Origin of the sequence: Methylopila capsulata (assembly GCF_016907975.1) — a bacterium.
GTDB lineage: Bacteria > Pseudomonadota > Alphaproteobacteria > Rhizobiales > Methylopilaceae > Methylopila > Methylopila capsulata.
This window is the reverse complement of record NZ_JAFBCY010000003.1, coordinates 122,345-138,973: the sequence shown is the minus strand read 5'-3', so window position 1 is coordinate 138,973 and position 16,629 is coordinate 122,345. Positions and strand designations below refer to the sequence as shown.

21 protein-coding genes are annotated in these 16,629 nt (G+C 70.1%); 13 read left to right on the top strand and 8 right to left on the bottom strand.

The window, feature by feature from the left end; translation table 11 throughout:
- Nucleotides 1–18: 18 nt before the first annotated feature.
- Complete coding sequence (locus JOD31_RS11915) at nt 19–396, top strand: hypothetical protein (protein ID WP_204950578.1); 378 nt, start codon at nt 19–21, stop codon at nt 394–396.
- Nucleotides 397–418: 22 nt separating this feature from the next.
- Here the strand turns inward: JOD31_RS11915 and JOD31_RS11910 are convergent, their stop codons facing one another.
- Nucleotides 419–1,351 carry a ribose-phosphate pyrophosphokinase gene (locus JOD31_RS11910; RefSeq protein WP_204950577.1) on the bottom strand — a complete coding sequence of 311 codons (933 nt, stop codon included), beginning with the start codon at nt 1,349–1,351 and terminating at the stop codon, nt 419–421.
- Nucleotides 1,352–1,756: 405 nt separating this feature from the next.
- Here JOD31_RS11910 and JOD31_RS11905 point away from each other — a divergent pair, with 405 nt between their 5' ends.
- Entirely contained in the window at nt 1,757–2,119 is a 363-nt protein-coding gene (locus JOD31_RS11905; RefSeq protein ID WP_204950576.1) for a hypothetical protein, read from the top strand.
- 6 nt (nt 2,120–2,125) lie between these two features.
- Here JOD31_RS11905 and pgeF read toward each other — a convergent pair whose 3' ends face one another.
- From pgeF to JOD31_RS11885, 4 genes are read right to left on the bottom strand one after another with little or no spacing between them, the layout of a single operon-like run.
- Nucleotides 2,126–2,911, bottom strand: a complete 786-nt coding sequence (pgeF, locus tag JOD31_RS11900; protein WP_204950575.1) for a peptidoglycan editing factor PgeF — start codon at nt 2,909–2,911, stop codon at nt 2,126–2,128.
- Nucleotides 2,908–4,170: a class I SAM-dependent methyltransferase gene (locus JOD31_RS11895; protein WP_204950574.1), complete on the bottom strand. Its 1,263-nt coding sequence runs from the start codon at nt 4,168–4,170 to the stop codon at nt 2,908–2,910. Before JOD31_RS11895 ends, pgeF begins: the two co-directional genes overlap by 4 nt.
- Nucleotides 4,167–4,985, bottom strand: coding sequence for a prolipoprotein diacylglyceryl transferase (gene lgt, locus JOD31_RS11890; RefSeq protein ID WP_204950573.1), 819 nt, complete (start codon nt 4,983–4,985; stop codon nt 4,167–4,169). Before lgt ends, JOD31_RS11895 begins: the two co-directional genes overlap by 4 nt.
- 46 nt (nt 4,986–5,031) lie before the next feature.
- A complete protein-coding gene (locus JOD31_RS11885) occupies nt 5,032–5,964 on the bottom strand; it encodes a LysR family transcriptional regulator (protein WP_204950572.1) in 933 nt (310 codons plus the stop codon).
- 110 nt (nt 5,965–6,074) lie between these two features.
- On the opposite strand from JOD31_RS11885, the gene JOD31_RS11880 reads away from it, so the two are divergent.
- The 7 genes from JOD31_RS11880 to JOD31_RS11850 all read left to right on the top strand — a co-directional run bounded on the left by JOD31_RS11880 (nt 6,075) and on the right by JOD31_RS11850 (nt 11,419).
- Entirely contained in the window at nt 6,075–7,253 is a 1,179-nt protein-coding gene (locus tag JOD31_RS11880; RefSeq protein ID WP_204950571.1) for an MFS transporter, read from the top strand.
- A gap of 103 nt (nt 7,254–7,356) precedes the next feature.
- Complete coding sequence (locus JOD31_RS11875) at nt 7,357–8,322, top strand: class I SAM-dependent methyltransferase (protein ID WP_204950570.1); 966 nt, start codon at nt 7,357–7,359, stop codon at nt 8,320–8,322.
- A gap of 73 nt (nt 8,323–8,395) precedes the next feature.
- Nucleotides 8,396–8,698 carry an accessory factor UbiK family protein gene (locus JOD31_RS11870; protein ID WP_204950569.1) on the top strand — a complete coding sequence of 101 codons (303 nt, stop codon included), beginning with the start codon at nt 8,396–8,398 and terminating at the stop codon, nt 8,696–8,698.
- Nucleotides 8,699–8,897: 199 nt separating this feature from the next.
- On the top strand, nt 8,898–9,398 hold the full coding sequence (locus tag JOD31_RS11865) for a type III secretion system chaperone family protein (RefSeq protein WP_020185992.1): 501 nt from the start codon (nt 8,898–8,900) through the stop codon (nt 9,396–9,398).
- A gap of 16 nt (nt 9,399–9,414) precedes the next feature.
- Nucleotides 9,415–10,254, top strand: a complete 840-nt coding sequence (gene proC / locus JOD31_RS11860; RefSeq protein ID WP_204950568.1) for a pyrroline-5-carboxylate reductase — start codon at nt 9,415–9,417, stop codon at nt 10,252–10,254.
- An 86-nt stretch (nt 10,255–10,340) separates the two neighbouring features.
- Entirely contained in the window at nt 10,341–11,060 is a 720-nt protein-coding gene (locus JOD31_RS11855; protein WP_204950567.1) for a TetR/AcrR family transcriptional regulator, read from the top strand.
- Entirely contained in the window at nt 11,057–11,419 is a 363-nt protein-coding gene (locus JOD31_RS11850; protein WP_204950566.1) for a tRNA-binding protein, read from the top strand. The genes JOD31_RS11855 and JOD31_RS11850 overlap by 4 nt, the downstream gene beginning before the upstream one ends.
- Nucleotides 11,420–11,428: 9 nt before the next feature.
- Here JOD31_RS11850 and JOD31_RS11845 read toward each other — a convergent pair whose 3' ends face one another.
- Together JOD31_RS11845 and JOD31_RS11840 are read right to left on the bottom strand one after the other, a co-directional pair.
- Complete coding sequence (locus JOD31_RS11845) at nt 11,429–11,737, bottom strand: DUF3072 domain-containing protein (protein ID WP_204950565.1); 309 nt, start codon at nt 11,735–11,737, stop codon at nt 11,429–11,431.
- A gap of 157 nt (nt 11,738–11,894) precedes the next feature.
- On the bottom strand, nt 11,895–12,521 hold the full coding sequence (locus tag JOD31_RS11840) for a BA14K family protein (RefSeq protein ID WP_271206175.1): 627 nt from the start codon (nt 12,519–12,521) through the stop codon (nt 11,895–11,897).
- 108 nt (nt 12,522–12,629) lie between these two features.
- Here JOD31_RS11840 and JOD31_RS11835 point away from each other — a divergent pair, with 108 nt between their 5' ends.
- A complete protein-coding gene (locus JOD31_RS11835) occupies nt 12,630–13,688 on the top strand; it encodes a DUF1176 domain-containing protein (protein ID WP_204950564.1) in 1,059 nt (352 codons plus the stop codon).
- Nucleotides 13,689–13,699: 11 nt separating this feature from the next.
- On the opposite strand, the gene JOD31_RS11830 is transcribed toward JOD31_RS11835, so the two are convergent.
- A complete protein-coding gene (locus JOD31_RS11830) occupies nt 13,700–14,929 on the bottom strand; it encodes a type III PLP-dependent enzyme domain-containing protein (RefSeq protein WP_204950563.1) in 1,230 nt (409 codons plus the stop codon).
- A 188-nt stretch (nt 14,930–15,117) separates the two neighbouring features.
- On the opposite strand from JOD31_RS11830, the gene JOD31_RS11825 reads away from it, so the two are divergent.
- From JOD31_RS11825 to JOD31_RS11815, 3 genes are read left to right on the top strand one after another with little or no spacing between them, the layout of a single operon-like run.
- On the top strand, nt 15,118–15,588 hold the full coding sequence (locus tag JOD31_RS11825; RefSeq protein WP_204950562.1) for a hypothetical protein: 471 nt from the start codon (nt 15,118–15,120) through the stop codon (nt 15,586–15,588).
- Entirely contained in the window at nt 15,585–16,235 is a 651-nt protein-coding gene (locus JOD31_RS11820; RefSeq protein ID WP_204950561.1) for a ribonuclease T2 family protein, read from the top strand. The genes JOD31_RS11825 and JOD31_RS11820 overlap by 4 nt, the downstream gene beginning before the upstream one ends.
- A 2-nt stretch (nt 16,236–16,237) precedes the next feature.
- On the top strand, nt 16,238–16,627 hold the full coding sequence (locus JOD31_RS11815) for a cupin domain-containing protein (protein WP_271206174.1): 390 nt from the start codon (nt 16,238–16,240) through the stop codon (nt 16,625–16,627).
- The last annotated feature ends 2 nt before the right edge of the window (nt 16,628–16,629 follow it).

The window sequence follows — 16,629 nt, the reverse complement described above, 5'->3', positions numbered from 1 at the left end:
AGTTCCCGGGAGGTCGGCATGATGCGCGTCGGAGGCTTGGTCCTCGTTCTTCTCACCCTCGGCTCGGGGGCCGCCACGGCGGCCGACCCTGCGGAGCGCGTCGTCACGCGGCCCGTGGAGCGCTCCTACCGGCCGAGCGCCGCCGAGCGCTATTACGGCCCGCAACTGCCGCTGCGGGACGCCGCACGGCAGGTCGTCGTGGAGCGAGGGCCGCGCGTGCTGCTGGAGGACGATTTCTACGGGCTGTTCGAACCGGTGTTCACATCCCGGCGCCTGCCCCAGCAGGTGCGCGGCATGTGGGTCGAGGCGGACGTTCCCGGCTACGAGCCGGCTGTCGTCGAGACGCGCCGGACGACGACGATCCGGCGGTACGAGCGTGGGACGGCGCGCCGCTGACCGGCGGCGGCGCCTGATCGGATCAATCGAACAGGCTCGACACCGATTCTTCGCTGGACGTCCGCGCGATGGCTTCTCCGATCAGCGTCGCGATCGAGATCACGCGGATGTTCTTCGCGACCCGCACCGCCTCGGTCGGCTGGATCGAGTCAGTGATCACCATTTCCTTGATCTTGGAGGCGGTGACGCGGGCGACCGCGCCGCCCGACAGCACGCCGTGCGTCAGGTAGGCGTAGACGTCCTTCGCGCCCTTCGCGAGCAGAGCCTCGGCGGCGTTCACCAGCGTGCCGCCGGAATCGACGATGTCGTCGACCAGGATGCAGGATCGGCCTTCGACGTCGCCGATGACGTTCATCACCTCCGACTCGCCCGGGCGCTCGCGGCGCTTGTCGACGATGGCGAGCTGGGCGTCGATGCGCTTGGCGATGGCGCGGGCGCGCACCACGCCGCCGACGTCCGGCGAGACGACCATGACGTTGTCGGTCGGCAGCCGGTCCTTGATGTCGCGCACCATCACGGGCGCCGCGAACAGGTTGTCGGTGGGGATGTCGAAGAAGCCCTGGATCTGCCCGGCGTGCAGGTCGAGAGTCATGACGCGGTCGGCCCCGGCCTGGGTGATCATGTTGGCCACGAGCTTCGCCGAGATCGGCGTCCGGCCGGAGGCGCGGCGGTCCTGCCGGGCGTAGCCGAAGTAGGGCATGACGGCCGTGATGCGGCGCGCCGAGGAGCGCCGCAGCGCGTCGATGATGATCAGCAGCTCCATCAGGTGGTCGTTCGCCGGGAACGAGGTCGACTGGACGACGAACACGTCCTCGCCGCGCACGTTCTCCAGGATCTCGACGAACACCTCCATGTCCGCGAAGCGGCGCACGTTGCAGCGGGTGAGCGGCGTGGCGAGATAGGCCGCGATGGCTTCGGCGAGCCCGCGGTTGGAGTTGCCGGCGACGACCTTCATGCTGAACGACCTTCGTGCGCGCCCCGCGGCGCCGTTGTGCTGCCCACGACCGTGACGCCGAGGAAAGGCGTGCGGCTCTTAACAACTATTCCAACCGCTCTCAACCGACTGCGAGCCGGATGCGCACCTTCGTCGCAGAAGGGTCACAGAAGCCTTTACGGCCGCCGCTCGGCGGCGATCGTCCAGGCGAAGGGGGCGGCATGCTTACCTACAAGTGAAGGGGGCGTTCCGACTTAGTCTTTACTTGCGGTGACGAAACAGCGGGAGCATGATCGCGCAAGCCGAGGGGGCGCCGGCATGTTCACGATGAGATTTCGATGGGCCGCGATCTTCGTCGCCGCGCTCTGCGCGTCGCCGTCGCAAGCGGAAAGTCTGTACTTTTCGCTCTCTGGCCGGAAGGTCAGCGTGTTTCTGGACCGCGTGTCGCAAAACGACGTGATGGTTCTCACTGGGCAGGTGCCGAGGAGCGGGACCGGCGAGATCTCCCACGTGGTCCGCTTCACCGCGCCGTCGAACGAAATGCGGGCGACGATCACCTGGAACATCTACAACCGGACGCGCTTCGTCGGCGTCAACGTCGACCTCACCACGAGCGACGGAGCCCTCGTCGGATCGGACGCCTTCACAGGAACGCTGGCCACCCGCGCGGCGGTCTCGACGCTCGACGTGTCGAGCCTGACGCCGAACCAAGTCTACATTCTTAAGGTCAGCGGCGTTCAGACGTCGGGGTTGAACTACTCGATCGCCATCGAGTTTGGCCCGCCCTAGGTCGGACTAGTCCGACAGCGCGATTGCGGCCACCAGCCGGCCGTAGTCGTCCTCGCCGCGGTGGGTCATGCGGCGGTAGCTGAAGAAACGCTCCTCGTCGGCGTAGGTGTCGAGGCCGAGGTCCTCCACCGTGCCGACGCCGGCGGCCTTCAGCCGCGCCACGACGTAGCCGCCGAGGTCGAACAGCGCGTGGCCCGGCTTGCCCGAGGGTTCGAAGAAACGGGCGTTGTCGGCGTCGACCGCTGCGAAGCGGGCGGCGAACTCGGGCCCGACCTCGTAGCTCGCCTGGCGGATGCAGGGGCCGAGCGCGGCGACCACACGCTCTCGGCGGGCGCCCAGCTCCTCCATCCTCGCTAGCGTCGCCTCGGCCACGCCCTTGAATGCGCCCTGCCAGCCGGCGTGGGCGGCGGCGACCACGCGGGCTTCGGCGTCGGCGAACAGGATCGGCCCGCAGTCGGCGATGGTGACGCCCGCGGCGAGGCCGGGGATCGCCACGACAACCGCGTCCACATGCGGCGCGGTCTCGCGCGTCCATGGCGCGGTCGCGACCGCGACGTCCGCCGAGTGCACCTGCCAGGGCAGGGCGATCCGACCGGCCTCCAGGCCCAGCGTCGCCGCCATGCGACGGCGGTTCTCGTGCACGTTCGCCGGATCGTCCTTGGCGCCGAGGCCGCCGTTCAGGCTCGACAGCACGCCCGTGGAGACGCCGCCCTGCCGGGTGAAGAAAGCATGGCGCACGCCCGGAAGCACGGCCAGAGCCTCGGACTGGACGGTCGGGACTGTCAGGGTCATCGCGGTTCTCCGTCGAGTTCGAAACCGGGAGGGGCGCCGAGACTCGGATCACCGATGGCCAGCGCCTTGAACAGCGCGCCCATGCCGGAAGGGGAGCGGTCGGTCAATCGCCGGACGGCGGCCTCGACCGCTTCGGCCTGCGCGGGCGTGGCGTTTCGCGTGAGCTGCGCCGCGCGGGCGTGAAGGCCGAGCCGTTCGAGCAGGTCGGCCTGCGGCAGCAGCGCCATCGTCGTGGCGCCGGCCGCCCGCACCGCGCGGGCGAGCGCGCCGAAATCGACCTGCGCGGTCAGGTCGGCTGCGCCGGGCTCCGCCAGCGGATCGACGAAGCCATGGCGCCGCATCGCCTGCAGCGTGTCGCCGGCGCTGTGGCCTTCGCCATAGTCGAGCGCGAGCGCCGCGCCGCCGTGAATCGCGAGGTGGGCGCCGAGGCGGGTCGCGATCGCGACGCCCTGCGGGTTGAGCTCCAGCACGAAGCCGGTGGGTCGGGAGGGCAGCGGCAGGCCCGCGGGCGGTTCGGAGGCGAGGCCGAAGGCGAGCGCCCCGTCGACGAGCCCCACCATCCGTTCGCGCCAGCCGGCCTCGGTGCGCACGAACTGGCGGATGGGGAGCGCGTCGAAGAACTCGTTGGCGAGCACAAGGACGGGAAGAGACGCTCCCGTCGCAGAAGGCGCGATCAGCCCTCCTCGCGCCGCAGGCGTGGGGAGGGTGGCCTCGGCGAAGCCGAGGTCGGGTGGGGCCTCGGATGTCGAGCGCTCTGCGGCCCCGACCCCACCCGACCCCGCTGGCGCGGGGCCACCCTCCCCTTTGCAAGGGGAGGGACCCCTGAGCGCATCCTCGATCGTTGAAGCCCAGCGGATCGGAACGCCAGTCGCGGCCAGTTTCTCCCGCTGGATCTCCCGCAGCGTCGGGCTGGTTTCCACCAGCGTCACGTCGAGCGCGTCGCGAAAGCCGAGTACGGCCTTCGCCGCCCGCAGCGCGTCCGCCATCAGCGTGCCGCGGCCGGGGCCGAGCTCGATGAGCTGCACGCGTGCGGGCTCGCCCATGCGCCGCCACACCTCGGCGCACCACAGGCCCACGAGTTCGCCGAACATCTGGCTGATCTCGGGCGCGGTGACGAAGTCGCCGCCGGCGCCGAAGGGGTCGCGGGTGGCGTAGTAGCCGTGAGAGGGGTGCCCGAGGCAGAGCGCCATGTAGCGCTCCACGGTGATCGGCCCGTCCTGCGCGATCGTCTCGGCGATCTCGCGGCCGAGCGGGGTCATGCCCGCCGGGCGCGCTTCAGCGCGAGGACCACGACGACGACGCCGAGCGCCAGCATGGGCAGCGACAGCACCATGCCCATCGTCAGGCCGCCGGGCAGGAAGCCGATCTGCGCGTCCGGCTCTCGGAACTCCTCGCCGACGATGCGGCAGACGGCATAGCCCGCGAGGAAGGCGCCCCCGACGAGGCCGGGACGCTTCAGCGCGCCGGTGCGCACGAGGACCTGAACCAGCACGAACAGCGCCAGCCCTTCGAGCGCGGCCTGATAGAGCTGACTCGGGTGCCGCGGCTGGGCGTCCGCGGTGGGGAAGACCATCGCCCAAGGCACATCGGTCACGCGGCCGAACAGCTCGCCGTTGATGAAGTTCGCGACCCGGCCGAAGAACAGGCCGATGGGCGCGACCGCCGAGCAAAGGTCGAAGATCGGCAGCGCCGGCAGGGTGCGGGACCGAGCGAACAGGATGATCCCGAGCGCCGCGCCGGCGAGCCCGCCGTGGAAGCTCATGCCGCCGTGCCAGACCTGCAGCGCCTCAAGCGGATTGTCGAGGTAATAGAGCGGGTTGTAGAACAGCACATAGCCGACGCGGCCGCCGAGGATCACGCCGAAGGCGACCCACAGAATAAGATCGTCGACCTCGAGCGGCGTCGGACGTCGCGTCGCGCCCCAAAGGGCGTCGTTGGCGGCGATGCGCTTGGCGAGCCACCACCCGATCAGCAGCCCGGCCACATAGGCCAGCGCGTACCAGCGGACCGCGAGCGGGCCGACGGACACCGCGATCGGATCGATCATCGGAAACGGAATTGCGAACAGCGGCATGCGCGCTCCAGGGTCGGCGCGGTGATGGACGTGGCGACGCCCAGCGTCAAGGCGGGGTGGTCCAGCCGCTGCGGTTCAGCTCGCCCGCGGCCTCAGCCAGAAAATCGAGGAAGGCGCGCGTGCGGGCCGGGAGCCGGCCCGGGCGGCCGACGAACACGGCGTGGATCTCCTCGGTGTCGCCGGGGTTCAACTCCTCGAGCACCGGCACAAGCGTTCCCGCCGCGATGTCGGACCCGATGTGAAACAGCGCGTGGCGGGCGAGGCCGACGCCCGCGAGCGCCAGCAATCGCGAGGTCTCGCCATCGCCGACCTGGACCGGGCCGATGGGTGGGACGGTCACCGTCCGTCCGTCGATGAGGAACGGCCAGCCGGGCGTCCGGCGGGTGAAGTTGAACCCGATTCGAGGATGTCGCTCGAGGTCCTCCAGCGTCTTCGGGACCCCGTGGCGGGCGAGGTGGTCCGGCGAGGCGACGACCGCCAGACGGCTCTCGCCGAGCCTGCGGGCGACGAGGCGGGAGGAGGCGAGCGACCCGATGCGGATCGCCACGTCGGCGCGTTGCTCCAACAGATCCACCACCTGATCGGTCAGCACGATGTCGAGCGTCACCTCCGGATAGCGGGCGAGGAACGCCGGCACCAGCGGCAGCACGTAGAGCTGCCCGAACGACACGCTGCAGTTCACCCGGACGCGGCCTTTGGGAACCGCGCCGCCGGAGGCCTCCCGCTCGGCCTCGTCGATGTCGGCGAGAATGCGCGTCGCACGGTCATAGAAGGCCTCGCCCTCGGCCGTGAGCAGCAGCTTGCGCGTGGTGCGGGTCATGAGCTGAGCGCCGAGCCGCGTCTCGAGCCGGGCGACCAGCTTGCTGACGGCGGACGGCGATTGTCGAAGCTCGCGCGCGGCGGCCGAGAAATCGCCCCGCTCCACCACGCGGACGAAGGTCTCCATCTCGGCGGCGCGATTGGCGTCGGATCGGCTCATTAATTCCTTCGCGTCACAGGTGGTTGGATCTTGTGAAGGCTAATCCAAAGACGCCGGGTCCGCTACCTTGACGCCAATCCTTCCACTCCACGCGTTCAGGAGCGGCTTCCATGCCCCTCGCGGTCTATGCGCTCGCCGCCGGCGCCTTCGGCATCGGCACCACCGAGTTCGTCATCATGGGCCTGCTGATGCAGGTCTCCGGAGACCTCGGCGTCTCCATCCCCGCCGCCGGACTGCTGATCTCGGGCTACGCGCTCGGGGTGTTCATCGGCGCCCCCGTCCTCACCATCGCGAGCCGCCAGCTGCCGCGGAAGACCGTGCTGCTCGCGCTGATGGGGGTGTTCGTGGTGGGCAACCTCGCCTGCGCGCTCGCTCCCGACTACGGCTGGCTGATGGCGGCGCGGGTAGTCACCTCCCTCGCCCACGGCACTTTCTTCGGCGTCGGCTCTGTGGTCGCCACCGGCCTTGTGCCGCAGGAGCGGAAGGCGTCCGCGATCGCCGTGATGTTCACCGGCCTCACCGCGGCGACCCTGCTCGGCGTGCCCGCCGGCGCCTGGCTCGGCCTCGCGTTCGGCTGGCGGTCGACGTTCTGGGCGGTCGTCGTAATCGGCCTCGTCGCGTTCGTGATCATTGCGCTCGCGGTGCCGCGCGACGTCGCCTCCGAGCCCGCCCCGCCGCTGAAGCGCGAGCTCGCAAGCCTGAAGAACCCGCAGCTGCAGCTCGGCTTCCTAATGACCGTGCTGGGCTTCGCCGGCGTCTTCGCCGCCTTCACCTATGTGCAGCCGCTGTTGACGGAGCTGACCGGGTTTTCAGAGGCCGCGGTCTCGCCGATCCTGCTGGTGTTCGGCGCGGGGCTCGCGGTCGGCAATCTCGCCGGCGGGCGCTTCGCGGACCGCAACGTCGGGCTGGCGCTGATCGGCACGCTGGCCGCGCTCGGGCTGACGCTCGCGCTGACCACCGTCGCCGCCTACGACAAGATCGCCATGGTCGCGGTCCTCGGCCTGCTCGGCGCGGCGAGCTTCGCCACCGTCGCTCCGTTGCAGATGCGGGTGATGGAGAAGGCCGGCGCGGATGGCCGCAACCTCGCCTCCAGCCTCAACATCGCAGCCTTCAACCTCGGCAACGCCATCGGCGCCTGGGCCGGCGGGGCGACGATCGACCACGGGCCGGGGCTCTGGTCGGTGCCGTTGGTGGCGGCCGCGATCACCTTCGCCGGGCTCGCCGTCGCGGCCTTCAGCCTGCGGCTTGACCGCCCGACGCCGATGGCGGCGGCGAGCTGCCGGACCTGAGCAGGCGTCCGGCTCGCCCACGCTTTCCATGGACGCCGCCGGCCGCGCGGGCGATACAGGGCATCTCGCAGTTGCGTAAAGGCGCCTTCCGGCGGCGAACATCATGATGACATCCGCCGAGACGTCCGGAGCCGTCGGCCCGACCTGCCCGATCACCGGCGAGCCGGCCCGCGCGGTGCAAAGCGTGTCGACCAAGTTCGTGCGGCACCTCTGGCGGTTCGGGCAGGGGGTGGACGTGGCGCGCCTGTTCAAAGGCGTGAAGCGGCTGACGCTGTACGAAAGCCCGTCGGGCCTCATGTTCTTCGATCCGCCGATCGTCGGCGACGCGGCCTTCTACGCCCGGTTCTACGCCAAGTGGGACATCCACAAGGGGCTGACGGAAGAGGTCGACCGCCGCGTCGATTTCCGTCGCGCGGCCCGCTCCGTGCCCGAAGGCGCCACGGTGATCGACATCGGCTGCGGCCCGGGCCTGTTTCGCCGCCACCTGCCGCACGCCCGGTTCGTCGGGCTCGACCCCTACGCCGGCCCAGGCGCCGACGAGACGGTGATCCGCGAGACGCTCGAGCGCCATGCGGAGGCGAATCCCGCCGCCTATGACGTCGCGACGGCGTTCCACGTCATCGAGCACGTGACTGATCCGCTCGGCCACGCCAGGCTGATGGCGAAGCTGCTGAAACCCGGCGGCCTGCTGATCCTCGCGGCGCCGCTGCACCCGTCGCCGCTGACGGACATTCCTAACTTTCCACTCAATCTGCCGCCGCACCACGTGACATGGTGGAACGCGGGCGCGTTCCGTGCGCTGGCGGCGGAGCTCGGCCTCGAGGTCGTCGCTCTGGAGACGCTGCCGGTCTCGCCCCATCAGGGCGTCATTCTCTGGCTGTGGCGTCTGCTCGCGCGCCGGACGGATCCGCCGCCCCAAGCCCGGTATGTCGGGCACCGGTGGTCTTGGCACGTCAGCCTCGTCCTCGCCTACGCGCTGGCGCGTCTCGCGGTGCCCTTCAGGCCGGTTCCGAGCGACGCTCCGGACGTGGACGCCTTCCTCGTGGCGCGGAAGCCGGCTGCCGCATGAGCGTCCGATCTTGCGGGGAGGGCGGCGGCGGGCCATGTGTGACGAGCGTTTTCCCTGCGAAAGGCCTGACCCCATGACCGAGACCCGCGGCCGCGTGTTCGACGAGATCGGACGCCTGATGACCGACGCCGCCGGCGCCGCCTCCGGGGTGAAGCGCGAGGTCGAGACGATCGTGCGGGCGCAGGCCAGCAAGATCCTCGCGGATCTCGACCTCGTCCGCCGCGACGAGTTCGAGATCGTGCGCGCCATGGCGGTAAAGGCGCGCGAGGAGAACGAGACGCTCTCCGCCCGGCTCGACGCGCTCGAAGCGAAGCTCGCGGGCGCGACCTCGACGCCGCAAGGCGGCAGCGGTCCGGAAGACACAGTCGCGATTTGACGGGCCGATCCGCTCATACAAGTACGACAGCATGTGTGCAGCGCGGAAACGGGCGCCATATACTGTTTGAGGGGGCTCGAATCGCTGGCTTTGCGCCACGCGATCCGGAGCCTCGGTCGGCGGACCGCCCTTGGTCCGCAGGTCACGCGCGACGTCGTTCCCACGCCCTCGAGCAGGGCCTTCACCTGGGGAGGAGCTCATGGCTCTCATCGACGTGGACGCCGAGCGTCACGGCCACCCTGTCGACATGATCGAACGCATCGCGACGTTGAACGACTGGTCTTTCGACCGGTCCGACGACGACGAGATCACGATTTCCGTCGATGGATCCTGGTCCGATTACCACGTGTCTCTCACGTGGATGGACGATCTGGAGTCCCTTCACCTCGCCTGCGCCTTCGACCTCAAGGTTCCCGACCGCCGCAAGGTGGAGATTCTCCAGCTCCTGACGCTCGTCAACGAGCAGATGTGGCTGGGTCACTTCGATCTGTGGAGCAAGGAGGGCGTGGTGGTCTACCGGCACTCTCTCCTGCTCACCGGCGGGGCGGAGGCGAGCGCCCCCCAATGCGAAGCCCTGCTGCAAGGGGCCCTCGAAGCCTGCGAACGTCACTACCAAGCGTTCCAGTTCGTGGTCTGGGCAGGCAAGAGCGCCGAGGAGGCCATGCAGGTGGTGGCTTTCGAAACGGCGGGGGAGGCGTGACGGCGTTGAGCCTTTCATGACCGAGCATTCCATCGGGCCGCTCTCTCCGGGCGGCCCGATCCTTCTCGTGGGGGCCGGCAAGATGGGCGGCGCCCTTCTGGACGGGTGGCTTGCGGGCGGGCTCGATCCGGCGCTGGTCGCCGTCGTCGATCCCGGACTGCCGCCTGACGTCGCGGAGCGCCTCAGCGCACAGGGCGTCATCCTCGCGCCTGAGCCGGGGAACCTGCCGCCGCCGGCCGCGATCCTCTTCGCGGTCAAGCCGCAGATGGCGGCCGACGCGCTTCCAAGCGTCGCAGGGTTCGTAAGCCCCGATACGGTCGTCGTGTCCATCCTCGCCGGAACGACGCTCAAGACGCTGCGCAGCGGGCTTCCCAACGGCGCCGCCGTGGTGCGGACCATGCCGAACACGCCGGCCTCCGTCGGCCGCGGGATCACGGCCTGCGTCGCGGGCGAGGGCGTCAGCGCGGCGCAGCGGGCTTTGGCGGACCGCCTGCTGCAGGCCTGCGGCGAGGTGGTGTGGGTCGACGACGAGGCGCTGATCGACGCCGTCACCGGCGTGTCCGGTTCGGGCCCGGCTTACGTGTTCCTTATGGCGGAATCGCTCGCCCGCGCAGGCGTCGCGGCCGGGTTGCCGCCGGACCTCGCCGGCAAGCTCGCGCGGGCCACCGTCGAGGGAGCGGGCGAACTGCTGCACCGTTCGCCCGAAACGCCGGAAACGCTGCGCAAGAACGTGACCTCTCCGAACGGCACGACGGCCGCGGCGCTGGGCGTGCTGATGGCGGCCGACGGCCTCGATCCTTTGCTGGAGCGGGCGGTGGCGGCCGCGACGGCGCGCTCCCGCGAACTTGCGGGCTGAGCCGCACGGGCCGCCTTGGAACGGACGCGCGGCGCGCCCATAATCGTGTGACGAGCGGTCACCACAGACACGCGAGGAGACGCGCCATGGCACGCAATCCATCGTCCAGCGACGCTTCGGCGAAGCCGTCGAAGTCTGAGCCCGGACCCGATCCACGCGACAAGGCGATCGACGCGCTGTTTTCGCTGCTCGCCGAGAAGCCCTGGGGCGACATCGGTCTCCACGATCTGGCCGAGCAGGCCGGGATCGGCCTGGCGGATCTTCGTGGCCTGTTCCCTTCGAAGGGCGCGGTGCTTGCTGGCTTCGTCCGCAAGATTGATCTCGACGTGCTCAAGCACGACGTCAAGGACATGGCGGACGAGCCTGCGCGCGAGCGTCTCTTCGACGTGCTGATGCGGCGTTTCGAGGCGCTGGCTCCCTACCGTGAGGGATTGCGCGCCGCCCGCCGCGGCGTGATGCGCGATCCGCTCGGTGCGGCCGAGATGAACAAGGTTGCGGTCTCGTCGATGCAGTGGATGCTCGCGGCGGCCGGCGTGCAGGAGTCCGGCCCGCTGGGAGCCGCCCGGGCGCAGGCGCTCGTGCTCGTCAACGCGCGCGTGTTCGAGACCTTCCTCAACGATTCCGATCAGGGCCTCGCCCGCACCATGAAGGCGCTCGATGAGGAGCTCCGCAAGGCCGAGCGTTGGGCGCAAAGGGCTGACGGCGCGCTGCGCTTGACGGCTCCGTTCCGCGACGTGTGCGACCGCGCCTTCGGTCGCAAGCGCCGCAAGGACGACGTCGCCGAAGACGTGGCGAGCGCTGCGTGAGCGGAACGGCCGAAACCGCGGCACCCGTTATCGCCTTCGACGACTTCCTGAAGGTCGACGTCCGCGTCGGCGTCGTCGTCGAAGCCGAGCCCTATCCCGAGGCGCGAAAGCCCGCGATCAAGCTCAGGATCGACTTCGGTCCGGACATCGGCGTGAAGCGATCGTCGGCGCAGATCACTAAGCACTATACGCCGGACTCGCTGATCGGCCGCCAGGTCGTTGCGGTGGTGAACTTTCCGCCGCGGCAGATCGGCAAGTTCATGTCCGAGGTCCTGACGCTCGGAGTGCCCGACGCTGACGGCGAGGTCGTGCTGCTGTCGCCGACGACCGCCGTCCCGAACGGCGGCCGTCTGTTCTGAACGCTCGCGTCAGCGCTTCCGGTTGCGGGCGTCCTTGAGCTCGTCGATCGCCATCGAAGCTTCGGCCTTGGTGAGATCCGGCTTGTAAGCCTCGGCCCCGGTCTCCTCCGAGAGGGTCTTCAGGTAGGAGGCCTGCGCGCCGGTCATCGGCTCGTCGCCGGACACCCAGTCGCTCGGGTCCTTTTCCGCATTGCTCTCGGGATCGGGCGCGGTCTTCGGATTGGGATGAACCTCATGAGCCGGCGCGCCGGGCGTCGGTGCATCGGGGTCCGCCGCGCGGCGGGCGTCGACATGAGCTTGGGGGCGGCTTTCGGCCATGGGGCGTGTCCTCGTTCTGTCTTCGTTCACAAAGGGAAACGCCCAGCGGGAATGACGGTTCCTCGACGGCGGACATGAAAAAGCCCCGGCGCGGGGCGCGCGCCGGGGCTTCGGAGGAACGTGCGACGCTGGTCGGCGTCGCCGTTCGCATGGCGTCTTACGGACAGGCGTGCTGACGCCCGTCATAGCCCGTATAGGTGCCGGTTCGCGGATTGTACGAGCGGAACCGTTGCGCACAGTAGCTGTCGCTGCGCGAATAGCTGCGGCCGTTCGCCGCTCCGGCGATCAGCGCGCCGGCTGCAAGGCCGGCGATGCCGGCCGCGGCGTACCCGCCGTAATCCCGGTCACGGTAGTACCTCCGGCCGTGGTAGCGCCGACCGTAATACCGCCGTCCGCCGTAATAGCGCCGGCCGCCATAATAGCGACGGCTGGAGTAATGCCGGCGACCGCCGTAGTGGCGACGTCCACCCCAGTGGCGTCCGCCGCCGCGCCACCGGCGCCGATCCACCTTCTGAATGTTTCCGGTCTGCATGTCGGCGAGCGCTTGGGCGCGCACCTGATCCAACGTCACGCGCGGCTCCGGAGCGCGGAGCGGGGCGGCTTCGGCGCTGACGACTCCCGTCAGGCCGATCGTTGCGGCGATCGCTATGGCGAGCGTCTTTCGCATATCGTGAAGCTCCTGGTTCTTGAGGGCGCGCGTGCGCGCCAGTTTCTGCGCCTCTCCCACAGGAGATAACTTCCCCGTCCGGAGAAAGGTTTCGCGCGCATCGGCGATGCGCCTCACGTCTGCGTGACGACGCCTCCGACACGTCAGCCTTCGGGCCGGTACCTCTCGGCGTGATTCCGGATTAGGGTCGCGCCTCCGCCGCTGCATCCGAGGTCGCGTCCCGCCATGCGCCGTCTGCTCGCAAGCCTCGTCCTGATCGTCGCCGGCGGCGCGGCGAACGCCCTGCAATTCGAGGGCTGGACGGTCGTCTGCGGCGCTGGCGGGGCCGCGGTTGACTGCCGGGTGGAGACCACGGCGCTCAAGACGACCGGGAACTCGGCCAGGCTCGTCGCCCAGCGCGCGGGCCTCAAGGAGGCCCAGCCCAGGCTGGCGCTGTCGGTCGACGTCGCCGAAGCCCTGAACCGCCCCCGCCTGGCGCTCGCGGTGGACGGGGGCCCGCCGATCCGCTTCGCCTCAGGCGCCGATCTCGCAAGCGCCCCAGGGCCGGCCGGCGGCGTCGAGATTCGCTTCTCCGACGCGGCCACCCGGAAGCTCCTGCCCTTCTTCCGGCGGGGCAAGACGCTCGCGGTCGAGATCATCGCGGAGGATCGCCGGGCCGTTTCGGCCGAATTCGCTCTGCCGGGTCTGGCGCCGGCCTTCGCCGAGGTCGATCGCGCGCAGGGCCGCGTCGACCGTCCGGACGCGCTGGTCGCTCTCGTCGGCGGCGACACGCCGGCGGCGCGTTCGGGGCAGGTGCGCGACGTGAGCCGGGAGAATGCGCCCCCGGCCCTGCGTCAGATCATGGTCGATCGCGACTGCCCGGTCTGGGACCGCAACGAAACCGACGCCTCGTTCCTGGCGGAGGAATCCTTCGCGGCGGATCTCGGCGGGGGGCTGACCCTCTGGGCGATGGTCTGCGCCTCGGGCGCGACCAACGTCGATTTCACTCTTTTTCTCGAAGATCCGTCGCGGGCGGCGGGGCGGTTCGAACCGCTGCTGTTCGCGGCTTTCCTGGAGTCGGTCGGCTGGACCGGCGTCGACGTGCTCTCGAACGTCGCCTACGACCCTGCGAAGAAGCAGCTCACCGCCTTCGACCGCGGCCGCGCCCAGGGCGATTGCGGGCAGGTCGGGGCATGGGAGTGGGGCGGCGCTGCCTTCCGCATGGTCGAGTACCGGGCCAAGGAGGAGTGCGACGGCGTCGGCGAGCCCGGCAAGTTCCCGATCGTGTTCCGCGGTGAGCGCTGACGCTTGGCGGCTCAGCGCACCGCGCCGCGGCTCTCGACCGTCGCGACTCCTTCGAGGCCTTCCTCGTCCTCATAGGGCGTCGCCACCTCCACGAAGGTGTCGGGATAGAAGCCATTGAACCGGGTGCGCAGCGCGAGGCTGTAGGCGCCGATGTGGCCGATCTCGATCCAGTCGCCGGTGTCCACCGTGTCCGGCAGCCAGAATGGCCGAGAGAGGATGTCGACAGAGTCGCAGGTCGCGCCCATCACCCGGTAAGGCGCGAGCTTCGGCGCGGAGGACCGCGGCGCGCGGCGGCGCGCGGGATCCGGGATCAGCCGGGCGGGCAGGGTGATCTTGCCGGTCCAGCTGTCGGAGAGCGAGCTCCAGACGCCGTCGTTGATGTAGAGCCGCTGGCCCTTTTTCAACAGCACGCGGACCACCACCGACAGCGAGCGGGCCACCACGACCCGGCCCGGCTCCGCGATCAGGGGCAGGTCGCCGAGGCCCCAGGCGTCGATCTCCTGTTCGATCTTGGCGACCAGGCTCCCGATTTCCGGCGTCGGCCGCGCGTCCTTCTTGAGGTCGCGGCCGTAGGGCGCGGGAAAGCCGCCGCCGATGTCGAGCGCCGTGATGTCGACTCCGGCGCGCCCCTTCACCCAGGCGGCGGTGCCGATCGCCCGCTCGTAGGTGTCGAGATCCTCGACCTGGCTGCCGACGTGGAAGGTGAGGCCCGCGCGAAAGCCAACCCGGTCGAGGCGCTGCAGCAGTTCGACGGCGTGGGCGGCGGTCGCGCCGAACTTCTTCGACAGCTCGTAGGCGGCGTGCCCCTTGGTCGCGAGCCTGACGAACAGCGTGATGTCGCTCGGCGCGATGTCCTGTGCGCGGACGATCCGGAGGATCTTCGCGATCTCGTCCTCGTGGTCCAGGGCGACATGGCGGATGCCGTAGGTCTCGAGCGCGAGCCGGATGTCCGACTGCGCCTTCACCGGGTGCATGTAGAACATCCCGGCATCGGCTGAGGCGGCGCGCGCGGCGGCGAACTCGGCCGGGCTCGCGACGTCGAAGGCCGTCACGCCCGCCTTCACCAGTTCGTCGAGGACGAACGGCTCGCCGTTGGTCTTCACGGCGTAGGCCGTCTGTCCACGGAAGGCGCTGAGAAACGATTTGGCGTCGGTCGCCAGGACGCTCGGCCGGAACGCGTAGACGGGCTGGTCGGGCCGGAGGGCGAGGGCGGCGTCCTGGGCGGTCTCGAACCTCTGCATCGGGGGCGACGTATCCTTTCGCGAGCGGGCGGTCGGGCGGCCGGACGTTAGCATCCGCTCCGCGACGGTCCAAAGACCGGCCGGCCGACGTAACCATGTCGGGCGCAAACGCTTGATTTTAACCAGTAAGGCGCTTGATGTCGCTTTCGGGCGCGCGTGCGCCCAAAGACGACGCAGCGGAGGGTCGGATGAAGAGCTTTGCAGGCGCCTGCGCGATCCTCGCGGCGGTCGCGACCGCGCCCGCCGCCGTGGCCGCGGATTATGCGACGACGAAGACTTACGCGGCGACCGTCGTAGAACCGGCGCCGTTCTATCGCGGGTTCTCGGGCCGCCTGCCGGCCTGCGGCGACAGCGGCGTGATCGGCCGTATAACCTCGGCCTTCGCCGCCCGCGAACGCGGCTACTGGGGCTCGGACCTCGCTCTCGAGGCCGTCGGTCACCCTCGGGAGATCGGCTACCGCAGCTGGGGGGCGAGCTTCGTGCCCCGCCGGTTCTGCGCCGCCGAGACCCTCACCACGGACCGGCGCCCGCGCCGGGTGTTCTACGAGATCATCGAGGGCGACGGCTTCGCCGGCATCGGCTGGGGCGTGAACTGGTGCGTCACCGGGCTCGATCGTCACCGCGCCTTCGCTCCGGGCTGCAAGATGGTTCGTCCGTGATCCGACGCCTTCTCGCCGCCGCGCTCCTGCTCGCCGCCATCGCCCCAGCCTCGGCGCAGGAACGCGGGCGGGCCGGAGACTTCGACTTCTACGTGCTCTCGCTGTCGTGGTCGCCGACCTATTGCGCCGACCGCGGTCGACGGGCCGACCGCATGCAATGCGCGGGTCCCAGGCCCTTCGCCTTTGTGCTGCACGGGCTCTGGCCGCAGTACGAGCGCGGCTTTCCGTCGTCCTGCGGCGCCGACAGCCGCGGCCCCTCGCGCCGCACCGTCGACGGGATGCTCGACGTCATGCCGAGCCCGGGCCTCGTGCGCTATCAGTGGCGCAAGCACGGGACGTGTTCGGGGCTCGATCCGGCCGGATACTTCGCGAAAGCCCGCGCGGCCTACGACAAGGTGACGATCCCGACGCCCTACCGGGCGCTCGACCGCTGGCTTACGACCTCGCCGGACGACGTCGAGCGCGCCTTCGTCGCGGCCAATCCCGGCTTGAACGCGGACATGGTCGCGGTCGACTGTGCGCGGCGAAACCTGCGCGAAGTGAGAATCTGCATGACCAAGGACCTGGAGTTCCGCGCCTGCGGCGAGGTCGACCGCCGCGCCTGCCGCGCCGACCGCGTGGCGTTTCCGCCGATGCGGGGAGAGTGACCGTGGGTGACGACGTCGAAGCCGCCATGCGCCTGCACCTCGTGGGAGGACCGGGCGCCGCGTTCGAGGACGGCGCGCCCGCGCCCGAGCTCATCGTCGAAGGCGCGCCCACCTTCCGGACCTCGGTGCACTACGAGTCGCCGGACGGACGGCTGATCACCGGCGTCTGGTCCGCGACGCCGGGCGCGTGGCGCGTCGCCTACGACGAATGGGAGTGGTGCCGTCTGCGGTCCGGTCGCTGCGTGCTGACGCCCGAGGGCGGCGAGCCGGTCGACTACGAGGCCGGCGACACGATCGTCATCGAGCCCGGATTCGTCGGCGTCTGGACGGTCGTGGAGGCCTGCGAGAAGGACTTCGTGGTCATGCTCCCGCCGCCGTCCGACGACGCCTGACG

Coding starts and splice junctions, on each gene's coding strand:
- JOD31_RS11875 (WP_204950570.1), top strand. CDS start 7,357: ATGATGACATCCGCCGAGACGTCCGGAGCCGTCGGCCCGACCTGCCCG.
- pgeF (WP_204950575.1), bottom strand. CDS start 2,911: ATGACCCTGACAGTCCCGACCGTCCAGTCCGAGGCTCTGGCCGTGCTT.
- JOD31_RS11835 (WP_204950564.1), top strand. CDS start 12,630: ATGCGCCGTCTGCTCGCAAGCCTCGTCCTGATCGTCGCCGGCGGCGCG.
- JOD31_RS11910 (WP_204950577.1), bottom strand. CDS start 1,351: ATGAAGGTCGTCGCCGGCAACTCCAACCGCGGGCTCGCCGAAGCCATC.
- JOD31_RS11855 (WP_204950567.1), top strand. CDS start 10,341: ATGGCACGCAATCCATCGTCCAGCGACGCTTCGGCGAAGCCGTCGAAG.
- JOD31_RS11895 (WP_204950574.1), bottom strand. CDS start 4,170: ATGACCCCGCTCGGCCGCGAGATCGCCGAGACGATCGCGCAGGACGGG.
- JOD31_RS11865 (WP_020185992.1), top strand. CDS start 8,898: ATGGCTCTCATCGACGTGGACGCCGAGCGTCACGGCCACCCTGTCGAC.
- proC (WP_204950568.1), top strand. CDS start 9,415: ATGACCGAGCATTCCATCGGGCCGCTCTCTCCGGGCGGCCCGATCCTT.
- JOD31_RS11915 (WP_204950578.1), top strand. CDS start 19: ATGATGCGCGTCGGAGGCTTGGTCCTCGTTCTTCTCACCCTCGGCTCG.
- JOD31_RS11880 (WP_204950571.1), top strand. CDS start 6,075: ATGCCCCTCGCGGTCTATGCGCTCGCCGCCGGCGCCTTCGGCATCGGC.
- JOD31_RS11830 (WP_204950563.1), bottom strand. CDS start 14,929: ATGCAGAGGTTCGAGACCGCCCAGGACGCCGCCCTCGCCCTCCGGCCC.
- JOD31_RS11825 (WP_204950562.1), top strand. CDS start 15,118: ATGAAGAGCTTTGCAGGCGCCTGCGCGATCCTCGCGGCGGTCGCGACC.
- JOD31_RS11870 (WP_204950569.1), top strand. CDS start 8,396: ATGACCGAGACCCGCGGCCGCGTGTTCGACGAGATCGGACGCCTGATG.
- JOD31_RS11885 (WP_204950572.1), bottom strand. CDS start 5,964: ATGAGCCGATCCGACGCCAATCGCGCCGCCGAGATGGAGACCTTCGTC.
- JOD31_RS11845 (WP_204950565.1), bottom strand. CDS start 11,737: ATGGCCGAAAGCCGCCCCCAAGCTCATGTCGACGCCCGCCGCGCGGCG.
- lgt (WP_204950573.1), bottom strand. CDS start 4,985: ATGCCGCTGTTCGCAATTCCGTTTCCGATGATCGATCCGATCGCGGTG.